The organism is Tepidibacillus fermentans (assembly GCF_004342885.1).
Lineage (GTDB): Bacteria > Bacillota > Bacilli > Tepidibacillales > Tepidibacillaceae > Tepidibacillus > Tepidibacillus fermentans.
In genome coordinates this window covers 13455-29708 of the sequence record NZ_SMAB01000025.1, presented here as the reverse complement: position 1 = coordinate 29708, position 16254 = coordinate 13455, and the positions used below count along the sequence as shown (strand labels likewise).

Annotated in this window: 19 protein-coding genes and 1 CRISPR repeat array; all 19 genes read right to left on the bottom strand. The window is 34.0% G+C overall.

Annotated elements, in window-relative coordinates:
- Positions 1-89: 89 nt before the first annotated feature.
- Positions 90-1482: direct repeats of the CRISPR family, unit length 30 nt; unit sequence GTTTCAATTCCTCATAGGTAAGATAAAGAC.
- A 195-nt stretch (positions 1483-1677) separates the two neighbouring features.
- Complete coding sequence (gene cas2, locus EDD72_RS11545; RefSeq protein ID WP_132770496.1) at positions 1678-1941, bottom strand: CRISPR-associated endonuclease Cas2; 264 nt, start codon at positions 1939-1941, stop codon at positions 1678-1680.
- 140 nt (positions 1942-2081) lie between these two features.
- Complete coding sequence (gene cas1b, locus EDD72_RS11540) at positions 2082-2954, bottom strand: type I-B CRISPR-associated endonuclease Cas1b (RefSeq protein ID WP_165895078.1); 873 nt, start codon at positions 2952-2954, stop codon at positions 2082-2084.
- A 2-nt stretch (positions 2955-2956) separates the two neighbouring features.
- Positions 2957-3454, bottom strand: a complete 498-nt coding sequence (gene cas4, locus EDD72_RS11535) for a CRISPR-associated protein Cas4 (protein ID WP_132770494.1) — start codon at positions 3452-3454, stop codon at positions 2957-2959.
- A gap of 26 nt (positions 3455-3480) precedes the next feature.
- Positions 3481-5955, bottom strand: a complete 2475-nt coding sequence (gene cas3 / locus EDD72_RS11530; RefSeq protein ID WP_132770490.1) for a CRISPR-associated helicase Cas3' — start codon at positions 5953-5955, stop codon at positions 3481-3483.
- A 66-nt stretch (positions 5956-6021) separates the two neighbouring features.
- Positions 6022-6783 (bottom strand): type I-B CRISPR-associated protein Cas5b, encoded by a 762-nt coding sequence (gene cas5b / locus EDD72_RS11525; RefSeq protein WP_132770488.1) that lies wholly within the window; start codon positions 6781-6783, stop codon positions 6022-6024.
- A 2-nt stretch (positions 6784-6785) separates the two neighbouring features.
- Entirely contained in the window at positions 6786-7850 is a 1065-nt protein-coding gene (locus tag EDD72_RS11520; RefSeq protein ID WP_132770486.1) for a CRISPR-associated protein, read from the bottom strand.
- 26 nt (positions 7851-7876) lie between these two features.
- Positions 7877-9898: a TM1802 family CRISPR-associated protein gene (locus EDD72_RS11515; RefSeq protein WP_132770484.1), complete on the bottom strand. Its 2022-nt coding sequence runs from the start codon at positions 9896-9898 to the stop codon at positions 7877-7879.
- A gap of 67 nt (positions 9899-9965) precedes the next feature.
- Positions 9966-10367 carry a CRISPR-associated endoribonuclease Cas6 gene (cas6, locus tag EDD72_RS11510; protein WP_243643835.1) on the bottom strand — a complete coding sequence of 134 codons (402 nt, stop codon included), beginning with the start codon at positions 10365-10367 and terminating at the stop codon, positions 9966-9968.
- Between the two features lie 149 nt (positions 10368-10516).
- A complete protein-coding gene (locus EDD72_RS11505) occupies positions 10517-10906 on the bottom strand; it encodes a phage tail tube protein (protein WP_132770480.1) in 390 nt (129 codons plus the stop codon).
- 1 nt (position 10907) lies between these two features.
- On the bottom strand, positions 10908-11288 hold the full coding sequence (locus EDD72_RS11500) for a minor capsid protein (protein WP_132770478.1): 381 nt from the start codon (positions 11286-11288) through the stop codon (positions 10908-10910).
- A 1-nt stretch (position 11289) separates the two neighbouring features.
- Positions 11290-11655 carry an HK97 gp10 family phage protein gene (locus EDD72_RS11495; RefSeq protein WP_132770476.1) on the bottom strand — a complete coding sequence of 122 codons (366 nt, stop codon included), beginning with the start codon at positions 11653-11655 and terminating at the stop codon, positions 11290-11292.
- Complete coding sequence (locus EDD72_RS11490) at positions 11655-11948, bottom strand: hypothetical protein (protein WP_132770474.1); 294 nt, start codon at positions 11946-11948, stop codon at positions 11655-11657. Before EDD72_RS11490 ends, EDD72_RS11495 begins: the two co-directional genes overlap by 1 nt.
- Positions 11945-12418 (bottom strand): DnaT-like ssDNA-binding protein, encoded by a 474-nt coding sequence (locus EDD72_RS11485; protein WP_132770472.1) that lies wholly within the window; start codon positions 12416-12418, stop codon positions 11945-11947. Before EDD72_RS11485 ends, EDD72_RS11490 begins: the two co-directional genes overlap by 4 nt.
- A 106-nt stretch (positions 12419-12524) precedes the next feature.
- Complete coding sequence (locus tag EDD72_RS11480; RefSeq protein ID WP_132770470.1) at positions 12525-13487, bottom strand: major capsid protein; 963 nt, start codon at positions 13485-13487, stop codon at positions 12525-12527.
- A 24-nt stretch (positions 13488-13511) separates the two neighbouring features.
- Positions 13512-14126 carry a phage scaffolding protein gene (locus EDD72_RS11475; RefSeq protein ID WP_132770468.1) on the bottom strand — a complete coding sequence of 205 codons (615 nt, stop codon included), beginning with the start codon at positions 14124-14126 and terminating at the stop codon, positions 13512-13514.
- Between the two features lie 137 nt (positions 14127-14263).
- Positions 14264-14506 (bottom strand): hypothetical protein, encoded by a 243-nt coding sequence (locus EDD72_RS11470; RefSeq protein ID WP_132770466.1) that lies wholly within the window; start codon positions 14504-14506, stop codon positions 14264-14266.
- Between the two features lie 75 nt (positions 14507-14581).
- Entirely contained in the window at positions 14582-14854 is a 273-nt protein-coding gene (locus EDD72_RS11465) for a hypothetical protein (protein WP_165895077.1), read from the bottom strand.
- 186 nt (positions 14855-15040) lie between these two features.
- Positions 15041-15259: a DUF2905 domain-containing protein gene (locus EDD72_RS11460; protein WP_132770462.1), complete on the bottom strand. Its 219-nt coding sequence runs from the start codon at positions 15257-15259 to the stop codon at positions 15041-15043.
- Positions 15243-16253, bottom strand: a complete 1011-nt coding sequence (ruvB, locus tag EDD72_RS11455; RefSeq protein WP_132770460.1) for a Holliday junction branch migration DNA helicase RuvB — start codon at positions 16251-16253, stop codon at positions 15243-15245. The genes EDD72_RS11460 and ruvB overlap by 17 nt, the downstream gene beginning before the upstream one ends.
- Between the last annotated feature and the right edge of the window lies 1 nt (position 16254).

The following is a 16254-nucleotide window of genomic DNA, read 5'->3' as shown; positions in this document are numbered from 1 at the left end:
AGGATAGGACGATTTTTTTGTGCATTTTTTATAAAAATTTGATAAAAATGGAGGCGCTCTAAAAGTCAGTTACTCTGACTTTTTAGACAGCCCCAATTCCTCATAGGTAAGATAAAGACCTTGCGCTGTTTCTTCTTGTTCTAGTACTCGTGCTCGTTTCAATTCCTCATAGGTAAGATAAAGACCAGTCTTCCAACTAGGTCATCTTCGTGCCATCTAGTCATGAGTTTCAATTCCTCATAGGTAAGATAAAGACATTACGCTTACATTGATTATGATTCGGCAGCCGGGAAATAGTTTCAATTCCTCATAGGTAAGATAAAGACCACACCTTGATAGCGCAAGTATTTTTCTCTCAGTCCGTTTCAATTCCTCATAGGTAAGATAAAGACCTAATTCGCCGACTCGAATATTAGAAATCACTCCTGAAGGTTTCAATTCCTCATAGGTAAGATAAAGACTTTTTTTAAAAAAGGGAAACTTTATAAAGTTTCCCCTGAAGTTTCAATTCCTCATAGGTAAGATAAAGACGATCACTCCAGAAACCATTTTCTTCTTTTTCTTGAAAGTTTCAATTCCTCATAGGTAAGATAAAGACTATATCCTTTACGTTTAGATGCTCGTCCACCCATTAGAGGTTTCAATTCCTCATAGGTAAGATAAAGACGGACCAAAGTAGCACAAGCACTTTATGGAAGGCTATCATGGTTTCAATTCCTCATAGGTAAGATAAAGACTCTTTTTTTTCGTTTTTGAAAATAAGCTCCCTCCTCTCGTTTCAATTCCTCATAGGTAAGATAAAGACCTTAAAAGTCACTTTATCACGCCAACCAGTTACAGCGGTGTTTCAATTCCTCATAGGTAAGATAAAGACGAAGAACGAAAACAAACAAAAATTTAAAGGAGTGATTTTGTTTCAATTCCTCATAGGTAAGATAAAGACCGAAAAGCAAACAATCAAGGCAGCAGAGAGTTTTGCTGGTTTCAATTCCTCATAGGTAAGATAAAGACAAAAGTGAACTAGGTGACGTATTATGGTATGTTTCTGTTTCAATTCCTCATAGGTAAGATAAAGACTACCCCATGTAGAGCGATCTACAATTCGAACAATTTTCGGTTTCAATTCCTCATAGGTAAGATAAAGACCCAGCGCTGGCGGTAATGATGCTCAACCTACAGCAGTTAATGTTTCAATTCCTCATAGGTAAGATAAAGACGAAAAACAGGTTGCGTGGGCTAATGATGTTCGCGCGTTTCAATTCCTCATAGGTAAGATAAAGACCAAGCCCGTATCATGGTTTTAAAACTGCTGATGAACGTTTCAATTCCTCATAGGTAAGATAAAGACGCAAAGACAAGCGTAAACTTGTCCTATTGCCAAAACTGTTTCAATTCCTCATAGGTAAGATAAAGACTTGAAACTTTTTAAGGAGGAGAAATTTATGACATTTGGTTTCAATTCCTCATAGGTAAGATAAAGACCCAGAAAAGTGGCTTTTTGATAATATTTCTACAATAAAAGAGAAATTCCTGCTTTAAAATTTTATAAAAATTAAATTTGTCATAAATCTCATATTTCTGCATATATCTTTTACTATCGCTTAATTTCTTCAAAAATAAAATTGTCGTCGATCTCCTAGGATTACTACAAGATTTATGATCGACGACAAAATTAGCTTATAGTATATTTTCATCTCCGCCTTTTTTTAAACCAAATTCTTCTCTTTTTGAATAATTTTTGGTTCGAAATGTATAAAAGATAACCGAATCTTCTTCTGAATTCATTATGCTTCTTAGTTCCATCTTCAATTTGGTATAATTTGCATTAGATATTTCGCCTTCAAGCACGGAATTTTGAACCCAGTGTAAATATTTTCGAGCTATTTTTAGAGCTTTACCAACCCTTTTTTCGCCAAAATCATAAACTAAAATAACAAACAAATCGATCACCTACCACAATGATTGATATGGTTCATAGATTTTTTCACCTAAAATATGTTTTTGAATCTTGTATAACTCTAAACGAATTAATCTTCGATAGGACACAGATTTCCCTAAATGCCTATGATTGACAGTTGTCTTCATTCGTTTGTCCAATTCAGTAATAAATTTTTTCCTTCCTTCTTCAGAAAGAAGAATCCCATCCAAATGTTTATCAAAGTCTTTTTTGTGATCATTTTTTTATTGATTAAAGTAAAAATCAAACGATCGATCATAATAGGTTTGAAAATTTCGGCCACATCCAGATTTAGAGAAAAACGTCTAAAATTCGTAGCATGTAAATATCCAATTCTTGGATCAAGATATGTTTTGTATATTTCGCTAAGCACTGTAGTGTAAACAATGGTATTACCAAAACTGATTATTGCATTTAGTCGATTCAACGGAGGTCTTTGACTTCTTTTTTCAAATGGAAAATCAGGATCTGCAATAATATAATCAAAAGATGAATAATATTTTTCCCGGGCATGTCCTTCAACAGCCATCAACTCTTCAATTGAGTTAGTATTTTCTATATGAATAGCCTCATTTTGTATTTCTTCGATTATATTAATAAAAAAATCTTTTCCTTCATCCCTTCTATTTCGATAATATTTTAGAACTTGAATCATTTGACCAATAGAACCTTTTACAAATGTTTTGGCTAAAGTTAACCTTTTTTCTTTTTCTAAATAGTGTTCTGCCTGTTTTAAAACTACATAGCCCGCATTTAAATGTTCTCTTGGGTAAAAAGTACCGACATAATACCCGTAATGGTTGAAATAATGAATACAGATTTCCTTTTGAGAAACAAACTCTAAAAACTTTTTTGAAACATCAACTTCTCCAAATATATAAATATCACTAGTATCTTCAATTGGGATATATTTACGTCTTTCTTCCGTTTCAAAATATAGGCTATTGTCTTTTCTTTTTAACTGACCGTTTTGGAAGATATAAAGGGTTTTTTTCATTCTCATTCCTCCGCCCAACAATATTCTCGATAAGCACATTTCCTACAAAATGAGATTTTTTTCGGTGCTGGTGGTATTGGCATGCGCGCGATCCGACGAATATTTTCCATTGCCTGCTCTAGCTCTTTCTTTGCTTCTTCCGTCCATTCCACAATTTCTTTTTTTCGTTCTTCTGGAAATAAAAGTTCCCCTTTTGCTTCTATTCCCATTTTCTTTAATGTATTAAGATAATGTAAAAGCTGAAAACGTGCACTATTGATATAGCTAGAGGATTTTTTTACTTCTCCAATTACCAACTGCTTCCCTTCTTTTCGTATACGGTCAATTTTGATATTTCCAATTACGATTTCTCTCTTATTCCTTGTATAAGAATGTTCAGATATAAATCTACCAATATCCAAGTTCTCATCATCTTCATCGGGAGCAATATGATGAATCATAAGCCAAACTTCTCTTTGACAGATAAAATAGTACCAGATATGCGTGCCAGTAATGTCCATTATAAATTCTTTATCCTTTTGATTTTCTACCATATAAAAGCATCTCCATATTCATCAATAAATCCTGTTTCTTCGTCATAATATTGTTGGAGCTGTCCTTTTGGGATCCAAAAAATTGAAGATTTTATTCCATTTCGACTAGAAAATGAAATAGGGGGGTTATTTTTTACTCTTTTCCCACGGATTTGAATCATATATTGACTCATTTTTATTAATACTATTTTAGTAATGGCTTGACGATCATAATATGAAATATTTTCTTTTTGTTTTATTATATAATCTTTATCAATAATTCCTTCTAGAAGGGATAGATCCAACTTATCCTTATGAATTTCTTCATATACATTAGCTAATTGAGTAGCTTTTTCATCCATTTCAACAAAAACATCAATCACCTCTCCAATCTTTTCTATAAGTTGAAATTCTTCAAGTTTTTCAAAATCAAGTTGACCAATTCCTTCATTCCACAAAGTTCTTGATTCTTCAGGGATATCGAATTGCATAAGTTGTTCATAGTAATTTTCAATAAGAGAAGGATATTCAGGTTCAAGAATTTGATTATATTTTTCTAATAGATTTTTGGTACGTTCTAAGTGATGGAGCTGGTAGACATATTGATTATCATTTTCAAATCTTACAATATAAACAGGACAGTATTCGCCTTTTTTGCCTTCTCGATTAACTCTACCTGCTGTTTGAACTAACGATTCTAGAGGAGCTAAATCACGAAATCCAAGATCAAAATCTAAATCTACTCCTGCTTCAATCGTTTGTGTTGAGACAAGGATGACAGGAACGTTTTCATTTAATTTTTGTTTTACATTTAAAATCACTTCTTTTCTTTTTTTCGGAATAATATTTGTAGATAAATATGCTATATCAATATCCTTATACAATTCTTCCTGATCTTGTAATTCTTTTAAACGCCTAAACACGTCTATGCTTCGTTTAATCGTATTCACAACAATCAATACAGATTTTTTACCATCCCAAATGTTTCTAAACAATAAAAGAAAAGACTCCGTATCATATTTTTCCTTTAAAAGCGGGATAAATTTTGTCCTTCTTAACTGTTTGAAATAAGCGTCATGGTTTGGTAATAGTTCAATAGGCGGTTGAAAATCTCTGCTCTGTAATCGATCCCCCATTTGCAATATTTTTGGTTGGGTAGCTGTCATGAGAATAAATCGCGTTCCATAATATTCAGCCACTCTTCTTAACAATGCACCTATTAATGCCATATACTTTTCTGGAATTGCTTGTACTTCATCTAAGATTACTATACTACCTGCTAATTTATTGATTTTTTTAAGTAATCGATTTTTTCCAGATAATAAAGATTGAAATAATTGAACAAAAGTAGTTAAAATAACATCTCCTTCCCAAGACTCTACCTCCAGCAATGTTTGATCTAAAGGTAATTCATTCATATTTTTATCACTAAAATCATTTAATCGATGATGGATAACCACCGTTGCTTGTTTATTAAAGACTTTTTCATAATCTATTTGCGTTTGTTCTATAATATTAATAAATGGAATTGCTGTAATAATTCTAGGAGTATATTTGTACTTATTTGTTAATTTTTCCTGCAATCGTAATGCACATTGTAATGAAGATAAGGTTTTTCCTATTCCAGTAGGAGCGGTTATAGTAAAAAAATATTGTGAATCTATATCCTCATCTGTTAAACCATCAATAATTTCAAACATAGTTTTTCTTGCCGCTTCTCTTTTTTCCCTTAAATAAATTTCTTCTTTTGAATATAGGTCTTTATGTTTTTGATTAGTATAGGATTCTACTTGTTGTGGGGATACAGTTCTTACTTTCTTAGGTTGAACACCTGCAGAATTCAATTTATCGTTATCGATGAGAACTGAAAAAATATAAATTAATCCAAAAAACCAGTGAATATCACCTAATCTAGGACTTCTTAAATGGTATGGCATGTTTATAAAAAATTTTTTATTTTCTTTTAACTTTTCAATTTGAAAATAATCGGAAAATTTTTCAAAACTACTATCCTCTTTTATATGTAATTCTCTATAAATTTCATCTATTTTTTTTAACAGATTCAAGGCCTGTTTATTTAAAACATCCCACATCGATGGATCATCAAAAAGTTCTTTCAATCTTAAGTGACTATGATGAAACCTAATTGCGATATAGGCAAGGAAAGCCCATACCGAGCGTTGTTCAATCTGCAAATCTTGAAATTTATCTGTTAAAAATGGATAGATGAAGCAAGCAGAAATATGAGCATGATTTTTTAACGATGAAGATTTTCCCTTTAATAAGTAGTCTTGAAAGTAATCAGTATATTTTCCAATATCGTGAAATAAATAAATAAACCGAATATATGATTTTAGTTGATGGTTTGACATTTTTGGAAAATTAACTGTTGGCGGTACCCTATCTTTAATCAGATTAGAAACTTGGTATAAATGTTCTTCGAGGGACTGAGATATTTGTAATTCAGAATCAAAATGGGCAACGTACAAATAGGATCACCATCCTTTTTATGTAAAGAAAAGGCACGATTTTTATTACCGTTGCCTCTTCTTTCATTATTCAACCCATGTTATAGATGTTCCGTCATTTAATTGAACATATTTAGAAATTTTTATAAAAATAGGATTGGGGGATAGATTAATAATCATATTTCCAATTCCTTTTCCCGTAATTCTTCGATTTTTGTCAAATTCAATCGGTATCTCTTCTTTTATTAGTCTATAACCATTTCCATTCATTTCACTAAAATTGATTTGTTTTACCCACTTGGTTGGAATAATAGAAGATATTCTAACGAAGTCGTTACTTTCTCTTTCCACACCTTCAACTATCCCTTCATATTCAATCCATCCTAGATGTTGTGCGGTTCCAAGAGCAAAGGAAATCCCTAAACTCGTGTAACCAAATTTAGATTTAGTTAATAATTGTTCCAATTGATTCATGATCGAATGATCTTGATGATGAAAATAAATATGGTAATCGATAAAACCTGTACGTATATTTTGTGGTAATATGATTTCCGTTGCTGTTTGACTGTGATATTCTTGAGACCCGTTAAAATCATTTGTATTCTCAATCTTTAATAGGTTCATTTTCTGAATCATTTTTTTTATCGGTTCACGGTTTACTATACTAATATGGCATTGTTCTAAAGAAAACATTTCGTAGTAGCTATCTCTTTCTAAACCTAGTAAACCGGCTATCATTCCTATGATAGTGGTTCTCGGTGGAACGGAGTACGTTAATGCTGAGGAATTGGAATAGTACCTACGAAAATGAGCCATTTTTCCTCGCAAGTGAAACGAGAGGAGTTTCATCTTTAGCCCTCCACTTTATTGGCAATAGGCTGCCATAAATCAAGTGATACATATTCTGGCATATGTCTAAATATGGAATCGTCTACATATGGATGGAACCAACCGACAACGTTATCAATATAACCATTTTTTTTCATTTCTTCTATTACGGATGATAATTTTGAAAAATCAATAGTTAAATGATGAATTTCTCGAATTGATTTTTCTTCATTATAATGAACCTGTATAAATCTTCTTAAATCACCTATATATCCATCAAAATCTTTTGCGTATATAATTTCCAAATAAAATAATGGACTTTGCCCTTGTTTACTATCTGTTTGGTTATTCATTATGCCTTGTATTAAAGCTTTTCGGAAAATTTCCCTATCCTGTTCTGTCATCCCTGTCAATTTGGCACTGTATTTATTCATCGTTCCATAATGGGTAATTAAAGCATAATACAGTTTGTGTTTTTTCCCAAAAGTCGATGCATCATCGTTCATGATTGAAGTGATGGTATTGGATTTCACTAATTCCACGGGATGGAGAGAATAACCCCAAGAAATTTGAACAGGACCTGTAAAGGTACGGGTTATTCCTTCAACTGCCATTGCACTTCCAAACAATCGAATATCAATTAGCGATTTTTTAATTATTGCTGTCATAAAGGAGTTATTAAAATCAACAAACAAAGATTTTTTCTTTTTATCTTTACTCATTTTTTCATATAATTCTTTAAAGTTTCCATTTTGCCCATCTACTAATTGATTCCATTTTTCTTGAAGAATAGTCTCTTCATTTAATAGTTTTGTGAAATTATCCTCATCATTTAACCATTGATCTCTGATTGATTCAAACATTTTATCCATTGGTACTTTTTTATCTGCCAAAGTATCGACGAAAATTGGGTATCCTTTTCTTTTAAGAAAATCTCTAATATCTCTTTTTCTTCTAGCATCGCTCACTAATACAGTTGATGTTTCATAATCCATACGAGGCTTGTTTTCTTGATCTGGATCACCATTTGGATTGGTCATTTTCGCTTCAAACCCAAAAATAAAATCACTATTTTGATTTAATATCATCTTTACTCCCCCTTATAATGTTATTCCTACTCATTTTCTAACATTTTGGTACCGGTCATATAAGAGTAACCTGACATTAAATAAAAAACATTTGCATGCTCACTTAGATTCCATTTTTGTTCAAGATTCCCATAGTAAGCATGAAAACGATTCATTAATAATTCCGCAAATAAAGTTAACTTGTTATACTGTCTTAATTTTTCAACCACTTCTTCATATAATCGGAGAATATCGTTTGGTGACATTCCTTGAAATTGAATTTTCCTTAAAATTGGCTTACTTTCATGTTCTTTTTGATATTGAGCCAAAGCAACCAGATTTACTAATGTGCCTAAGTAAAATAGGGCTTTGGCTTGTCTGGAAAAACCTTGTTTTTCAAGGAATTTTTCCATTGTCTGAATGGAATCATTGAAATTCGGTTTTTCTTTGTCCAAATCAGATTCTCCTTTCTGTTCATATTGAAATATTGGTTTATCTAGGATTAATAGTTGTTGAATGGTTTTCATGAGAATTAAATACGTCATCGTGATTTTTTCAATGAAAAAGTCCTCTTTTCCTAAATAGCGAAATAAATCTAGATTTTTATAATTATCAATCTTTTTTTTCCACAATTGTTTTAATCCTTTATCTAATGCTTCTGAAAAATATTTAAATATCGTTTCTCTCTCAATAAGATGCCCAGATAGAATGGCTTTATAAAAGCTTAAAACACGTCCTATATCAACTTGTCCTTTATCATTTTCTTTAACTGGTATAACACGGTAGATACTATCTAAGGAAACATGTAAATGATTATTTTTAAGGTTTTCCTTAAGGTTAGACACATTTTGTTGAATGAGATTCATTATTTTTGTAAAACGAAAAACTGGGACATCTTCAATCACTTCCAAAATCGTTACTGAATTCCCATCAGTTCGGTAAATAACAAAGTTTACCATATAATGATTTTCTTCTAGCCAATCGGCTTCTGCTTCAATGCGTTCTAACCAATCTTTAGCTTCAGAACTTTTAAAGGCAAAATCGATATTGTCTTTGATTTTTGCCAGATTCTCATAATCAAAGACAGTAAATAGTCCTTCAGGGAGAATAAAAGTTCTTTCTCCGGCAATCATTCCTTGAAACTTCTCTTGAATGATACCTTCTCCAGCCAATAAATCTTGGTAACAATCAGGGCAGATTGAATAAGCATCGTCATATCTTATCTTATTTAAGTCGCGGGAAGAATTTATTGTTGTAGTTGTAAAGATTTTATTAATCCCAGAACGGCTAAATTTTGTGGTGTAACTAGATGAAACATTTTCTTTTCGTTGGTTACATATGTAACAAATTCGTCCTTCATCTTTTTTTTGTGTTTTTTCAGAATCATCAATAGATTTGCTTAAATTGTTAATTTTCATGACTAATTGAATGTAATCCTGATGTTGGGATAAAATAATCTCATTTTGTTCGGTACGGATTTTTGGAATAATCAATAAATAGCGATTTTGTTTATTTTGATCATCGAACAATAAATGAATAAATTGTTCATAATTATAATTCTTGCCATTTATGTTTATTGTCTTTTTATCAATACTTTCTATCACCCAATCGTTGGAAAGAAAATCGATTTTCTCTAAATTAACTCTTCCTTCTCCTTTTTTTGTTCCTAACTTTATTAATGTATTCGATTCTAGCAGCCTAAGTAGTATAGCTAGTTCTGATTCAGATAATTCATTTTGTATTAACGCCAAGTATAGATCATTCCATACGCTTGTTAACAAATAATGAAGAGAATCAACCTGTCTTACAAGATAACTTTGTAAAGAATTAGCTGAATTGTTACCTAGATAAAGGTATCGTTCTAGTAAAGATTCTGTGTAAGGTATTGGGTTTTCAAATTTAATTTGTTGGGTTAATAAATCAAATGTCATGAACAAAGCGTATGGCTTGTCATTTTCCTTTAACTTGATCTTTGTTTTTTTGATCAATGAGGTTAAAGGTGTTTGTTTTTGTCTTTGTTTTTGTATTTGATGTTTTCCAATTTGGGCAGTAATCTGAGGTAAATTCATATCTTGTATACCCCCTTTTCGTAATATCACAAATATAATTTTTGAGTAAAAACCACCTCCCTTTCCCTTAAATAACTTGAAACATTCCAAATCCTTGACTATTTCGATTTGATAATCCTACTTGATAAGCGAAATTAATTAATTCTGGATTTCCTTCTAGTTCATATACACCATTCCAAGCATTGATAATAAATCCTTTAAATCGAGTTACAACTTTATCGTTTTCCCTAATTTTTTTTGGCTTTATTGTAAAGGTGCCTACAACGGTTTTCCCCGTGTATGCTTCATATTTTTTCTTTAAATTTTCTTCTATTAATTGGTAAAACATTTCGTCTTTTGGTGTGTAATACATTGTATGCTTTTGGCCATTCTCTCTTAGATATGTGCTGTAAACAGTTATTGGAGATAACATTTTTATCTGGCATTTTGGGGTATTAATGATATTGTTTTGATATTGAAGTTCCTCTATCTGAATAGCTTGACCATCAAGGCCTGATACCTTGTATAAATTGCATCTGCCGTTGTAGCTTGGTCTGTAAAAGTAACAGGAGCAGCGGCAACGTCCGAAACGTACACCGCCGCCACTTTCCCTGCTAATGCCATTTATCTCACCTCACATTAGGTTAAGGTAACTGTCGGTTGGCCTGTTCCTCTAAAATCTGCCTTAAATGTTTGCTTGTCATCTACCTTTGCTTCAAGTCCAATGCTTTCAAGATATGCAGTGCCGGTAATTTTCTTTGTGCTGTCTATTCTAAATTCCACGCTAACAGTTGTGCCATTCATAAAAGCGGTAATTAAAGCCGCCTGACCGGTTGTGTCGGTAGGCTTGAAGTTTCCTTCAATTTTCCCGCTCCACTCATTGATCGTCTGTATAAACTCTTTCCAACCATTACTGTCAAAGTTGGTTGTTTCTTTTGTATCAGCCTTGAAATCAACACTCCATTGATCTATTTCCGCTACCTTGTTAGTCCCGATATAAACACTCCCACCTTTACCTGCAATGGCCATCTTAACCAACCTCCTTGATTATTCTGAAATTAACCACAAAAATAGCTCTGTCACTTTCATCTCGTGGCAGAGCTTCCGGGCTTTGTCTTGCTTGAATAAGCAAATATCTGACGTTATTTATAGTTGTCTCGGTTAATCCATGCAGGGCATTTCTCACCTGCTCAATCTTCTGTCTGCCTGCTGAATAAGCCTTATTTCTAACCAAAACCTGCAATCCCGGATATTCAAGGTTTGCGTCTGTCAAATCCTGTTGTTCGCCAGCATATTCAAAAAGGGCAATTGCGTTGTCTGGTGTTGCTGGCAATTGCCCTTTAAATATGTCCGTGCCAACTATGCCTATCCCCTTTTGTTGCAAATATACAGCTATATCATCAAGCAACATGTTAATCACTCGCTTTTAAAGCGTTCTTGATCATTTTGTCAATAAACACATTATATTTGACTTTGTTCTCATTGAAAGGGTCTTCTAAAAATTTAGGTTTTCCCCCTTTTGGATGAGCAAAATCAAGACGTTCATGTTGTATTACGGAGTATACTAAATCATAACCTACACTGATTTCAAGCCTGTTGCCTTCTATCTTCAATGGGCTAACGCTACAATTTGCTCTTAAATCCCCAGTATCAATTGGCGCCTGTTCTGCTGACTTTCTCTGTAAGTCCGCAGCACATTTCATAAGTGCGTTAGTTGCTGCCATCTTTGCAATAGTTTTTGCTTTAGTATCATCCCATCTTAGATTAAAGTTGGCCATTATAGCGCCACCTCGTAATGAGTAATCTTACCATCCAGGTCCACAATCTCGCTTACGGTGATTACGACGTATTCTTTGCCGTTATAAACTACCCGGTCATCTGGACCAATTGAGTCTATGCAGTACATCGTCGCTTCTGAAACTACCTGATTGCCTTGCTTATCCCTTACAAGTTTCCTTTTCATCTCAAAACGACAGAAAATGGTTTTTGTACTTGATACAGGTTCGCCGTATTCGTTATAACCAGTTGTAGTTTTAAGCGTTGCAGTTTGATTGAGATAGTCTTTTATCATCTTATCACCACCGCTCCAGCAATATAAGGCTTAAGTAACTCTAATGCTTCTTTACTAAATAACTTGCCATATCCTTTATATTCTTCTGATACATCCCCAAAAGTAACTCTAACTAAATTTTGTTCCTGTGCTTTAGTTCTCGCACTATTACCATACTTTAGTAACGCTAAAGCTTCTTCACACGTTGCGGCTTTAACTTCATCTGGAATTGTAGGCGGTTCTATCACTCCGAAAAAGCCTATTCTTTGCCCAACACTAACTAAAATTCTTGGAAATTGCAATACCTGCCCTGATTCCGCCTTTGCACCTTTGAAGCTTAGTCTATTTATTCGTCTTGTTGCTTCTTTGAGGGCTTTTTCTTTTGTTCCTTGGTCTGCTCCTGTCCATTCATCGCAGTAGAGTTTTCCTCCAAAGTATTCTTCTGCCCATTCAAGGGTGCAGAAGCTGTCAATTCCTTCTGTGAGTGCCATTGTTCTTCACTCCTTAATTTTTCTCTTCGTATTCTATTGAATGCAGTTACACTCATTATATCACTCCTAATAATATTTTATGAGGCAGGTTTCCCCTACCCCATCATCATATCTTATGCATAAACGCAACTATTCTTATGTTCTTGTTTTCATATACTCTATTCCAGTTTGCAGCAGTTGCTAATTCTGCATTTGATGGTGATGAACCTGCAACGCTTGCTGATGTAAATGCTACTCCTCTTGGGTGTAGAATAAATGTCTTTCTATTGATTAGATAGTCTTCACCAGCAAGTGAATCTCTGTCTGTTTCTGTTGCTACAAATCCTGCAGGATTTCCGCTACCATATGCTATCGCACCTTCACCAAAAATATATGTTGTGAATACGCCTGTCCCGCTGTTATATGGGCAACCATCATCAATGATTACTCTCTTGCCCATATATGTTTTGATTGATGGTGAACCATCGGAAGGTTGAACAGTTTGAATAAGATTTTGTTTAGCAAGTGCAGCTTCAACAGCTGAATGCATAATAATTGCAGTTAGCTTTTCTTTTGCATCGCCAAGCTTTTGAACTGCATCTATGAATGTTGTTGCTGTAAACTTTGCAGCATCTCCAGTTCCTGCTGAAACGTCATGTAAATTTCCTGCCATTGAAGCTGATGCAAATACACCATTAAGTATTGATATAACGGTCTTTTGCATTTGTCTTGCCCAATATCCAGCAACTAAATCAGCTATTGCCCTCATTGGGTCATCTCCTGCAAGGTTTGCCGCTAAGTCATTTACAGCCCATGCTTTTCCTCTTCTAAGAATTACCGCAACGTCTTGTCCAGCTGTGATTTTATCTGGTGTTAATGCTCCTGAATCGCTTAAAACTTCATCATCACCAGTTAAATCGTTCCAGAAAGGCATATTAATTGTCTTTGCTCCTGCTGAAGCAAGCCTGTCAAACTCTGGAGTATGTGATAATATACCACTTTGATATAATGCTGAAAGTTCTGCTGTTCTTTGAATTACATAAGGGTTAAATACCTCTGGAATTATAACATCTTGAATTTTTGTAGCCATAATTTATTCCTCCTTTAAATTTTTTTATTTTACACCTGCTGCAGCTTTAAGTTGTTCTGCTAATGCAGGGTTTTCTTTTAAAATCTTTGCTTGTTCAGTAAGATTAAATGTTTCTTTTGCCCATGGGTTTTTAACAGTAGGATTAGCTCCACCTGGTGGGTTAGATGCACCACCTATTTTTGTTTGCACATCACCAAATAAAAAAGCCTTTGATTCGGCAATTGATTGTAATTGCTCGTCAAGTCCTTCAATGGAGCCATCTTCTTTGATATTTAGTTTAGACTTATCAATAAGCATTGAAATAATATCAGGGTCTTTTGCATTTGCCTTCATTGCAGCCATTTTTATTGCTGCAGATATACTAACGTCTTTTATCTTTCCTTCTGATTCTTGTAGTTTTGTTTGGAGCTCCTGAATTCGATTTTGTAATTCTTCATTGCCTTTTACTTGTTTTTTCATGTCATCAAGTTGCTTATTAAGGTCTTCTGCTTGCTGTTTATACAGCTTCCTTTGCTCGTTAATTTCATCAAATTTTGCCTTTGGAATGTAAGAACCATCATTAACGATTAGTTCCTTATCCCCTATTTTTTCTTTTACTTTGCTGTAAAGTTCTTCTCCTAAAAGTTCTTTTAAGTCCATAACATAAACCTCCTTTTATTATTCCCACTTGCCTTTTTATGCTGGTCGGCTCCAGCTGTGGTCTTGTTCTTTATGCCCTGCAATACCAAAAAGGGCAATATAAAAAGCACCTGCAATTGCAAGTGCCTGTTAACAAATCATATTTCATAAATAGAGATTATTTCGTTCTCATAAATACAAATTACTTCACCTATGTTATTTTTTATATCATTATCATTATTTGTTATAACTTCATCAAGTCTTACACATATACTGTCATATTCTTCATCAAAATCTTGCCCAAAGTTATAATCTTCTACAAAACCTTTTATTTTAATATTACCTTCTATTTCTATCAAAACATACTTTCCATGATAATCCTCCAAAAATCTATCATGCATCATCCTTCAACTCCTTTAGTGGTTTTATCGGAACAACATGAATTCCTGTTTTAGAGAAATGTATACAACATCTATTTATAATTGATCTGATAGTAATAACCTCTGCCCTAATTCCTGAATAAATTCAGGGTTAACTGAACTTACTTGCCAGTAGATATCATCAGTAAAAATCATTCTTTTTGTTCGGTGGTCAAAGATATGTGTTCCGAATAGTCTTGAAAAAGTAAATAATTTAAAGGAGCGTTTATGATAGAAAAAGCCTTGGTTATGAAGAAATTCGGATAACTCTTTACTTAAAAGTTTTCTATATATTAAACCTTGCAAAATTTGTTGATAGTGTATCGGCAATGACAGGGGCTTTAAAGGTTTAATTTTTATAATCAGTCTCATATTGATCACCTAATTAAAAATAGAATAATTGAACTTCATATATTTACATATTTCTACTATTTTTATCAAAAACCTTCTTTATTTTGGAAAAAATCAAAAAAAATAACCCTTTTGCAAGGGTAAGTTTTTATTTGAAGTGGGAATCTACCTAAAAAACCTGAACAACCACATCATCCCAGACAATAGAAGACTTAAGACAATACTTGTCATCAATGGAAAATAAAACGTAAAATTATCTTTTTTAATCACAATATCCCCTGGAAGTCGGCCTAATGAAAGGAATCTTCCGCCAACTTGCCAGAGAATCCCTAGAATAATGAACACGATTCCAATACTAATCAACAGTTTAGGCATTGGGTTCATTGGGAATGCTCCTTCCTAGATGTTGATATGCCGCATGAGTAACCATTCTTCCCCGAGGGGTTCGCTGTAAGAAGCCAATTTGCATGAGATAGGGTTCATAGACATCTTCAATCGTATTCGACTCTTCGCCAATGGAAGCGGCCAACGTGTCTAAACCAACCGGGCCACCACGGAAAGTATCAATAATGGTTGTCAATAATTTATGGTCAATATGGTCAAGCCCCAAACGATCGACTTGAATCTGTTCCAATGAGGACTTGGCAACTTCTTCGGTGATCATTCCATCCCCTATCACTTGGGCGAAATCTCGTACTCGTTTTAATAAACGGTTCGCAACCCGTGGCGTTCCTCTTGAACGCAAGGCGATCTCTTTCGCTGCTTCTCCCATAATTTGCACACCTAATAAGTCTGCTGCTCGCGTTACAATTTGCGTTAATTCGCCCACGGTATAATATTCTAAACGACTCACAACACCAAAACGGTCACGAAGGGGAGAAGATAATAATCCTGCTCTTGTCGTTGCTCCAACTAAAGTGAACTTAGGAAGGTCTAGTCGAACCGATCTTGCACTAGGTCCTTTACCAATTATAATATCTAGAGCATAGTCTTCCATCGCAGGATAAAGAACTTCTTCTACGGTACGATGAAGACGATGAATCTCATCGATGAAGAGTACATCACCTTCTTGAAGATTGGTCAAGATTGCTGCGAGATCCCCAGGTCGTTCAATCGCTGGACCAGATGTGGTGCGAATCCCTACTCCCATCTCGTTGGCAATGATATTGGAAAGGGTGGTTTTCCCTAACCCTGGTGGTCCATAAAGAAGGACATGGTCTAAAGGTTCATTCCGCATCTTTGCCGCTTCAATAAACACTTTTAAGTTTTCTTTTACTCTAGCTTGCCCGATATATTCCGATAAAAAACGAGGACGCAGGCTAAATTCGACACTTTGATCCTCCGTTAACATCTGAGCGGAGATAATGCGATCTTCCACT

Bases quoted from the DNA above. Each gene is read 5' to 3' on its own strand.
- EDD72_RS11475 (WP_132770468.1), bottom strand. From the start codon at position 14,126: ATGGACTTAAAAGAACTTTTAGGAGAAGAACTTTACAGCAAAGTAAAA.
- EDD72_RS11495 (WP_132770476.1), bottom strand. From the start codon at position 11,655: ATGGCCAACTTTAATCTAAGATGGGATGATACTAAAGCAAAAACTATT.
- cas4 (WP_132770494.1), bottom strand. From the start codon at position 3,454: ATGGACATTACTGGCACGCATATCTGGTACTATTTTATCTGTCAAAGA.
- EDD72_RS11480 (WP_132770470.1), bottom strand. From the start codon at position 13,487: ATGGCTACAAAAATTCAAGATGTTATAATTCCAGAGGTATTTAACCCT.
- EDD72_RS11505 (WP_132770480.1), bottom strand. From the start codon at position 10,906: ATGGCCATTGCAGGTAAAGGTGGGAGTGTTTATATCGGGACTAACAAG.
- EDD72_RS11490 (WP_132770474.1), bottom strand. From the start codon at position 11,948: ATGATAAAAGACTATCTCAATCAAACTGCAACGCTTAAAACTACAACT.
- EDD72_RS11485 (WP_132770472.1), bottom strand. From the start codon at position 12,418: ATGGCACTCACAGAAGGAATTGACAGCTTCTGCACCCTTGAATGGGCA.
- EDD72_RS11470 (WP_132770466.1), bottom strand. From the start codon at position 14,506: ATGCATGATAGATTTTTGGAGGATTATCATGGAAAGTATGTTTTGATA.
- EDD72_RS11500 (WP_132770478.1), bottom strand. From the start codon at position 11,288: ATGTTGCTTGATGATATAGCTGTATATTTGCAACAAAAGGGGATAGGC.
- cas1b (WP_165895078.1), bottom strand. From the start codon at position 2,954: ATGAAAAAAACCCTTTATATCTTCCAAAACGGTCAGTTAAAAAGAAAA.
- EDD72_RS11520 (WP_132770486.1), bottom strand. From the start codon at position 7,850: ATGATATTAAATCAAAATAGTGATTTTATTTTTGGGTTTGAAGCGAAA.
- EDD72_RS11515 (WP_132770484.1), bottom strand. From the start codon at position 9,898: ATGAATTTACCTCAGATTACTGCCCAAATTGGAAAACATCAAATACAA.
- cas5b (WP_132770488.1), bottom strand. From the start codon at position 6,783: ATGAAACTCCTCTCGTTTCACTTGCGAGGAAAAATGGCTCATTTTCGT.
- EDD72_RS11460 (WP_132770462.1), bottom strand. From the start codon at position 15,259: ATGAACCCAATGCCTAAACTGTTGATTAGTATTGGAATCGTGTTCATT.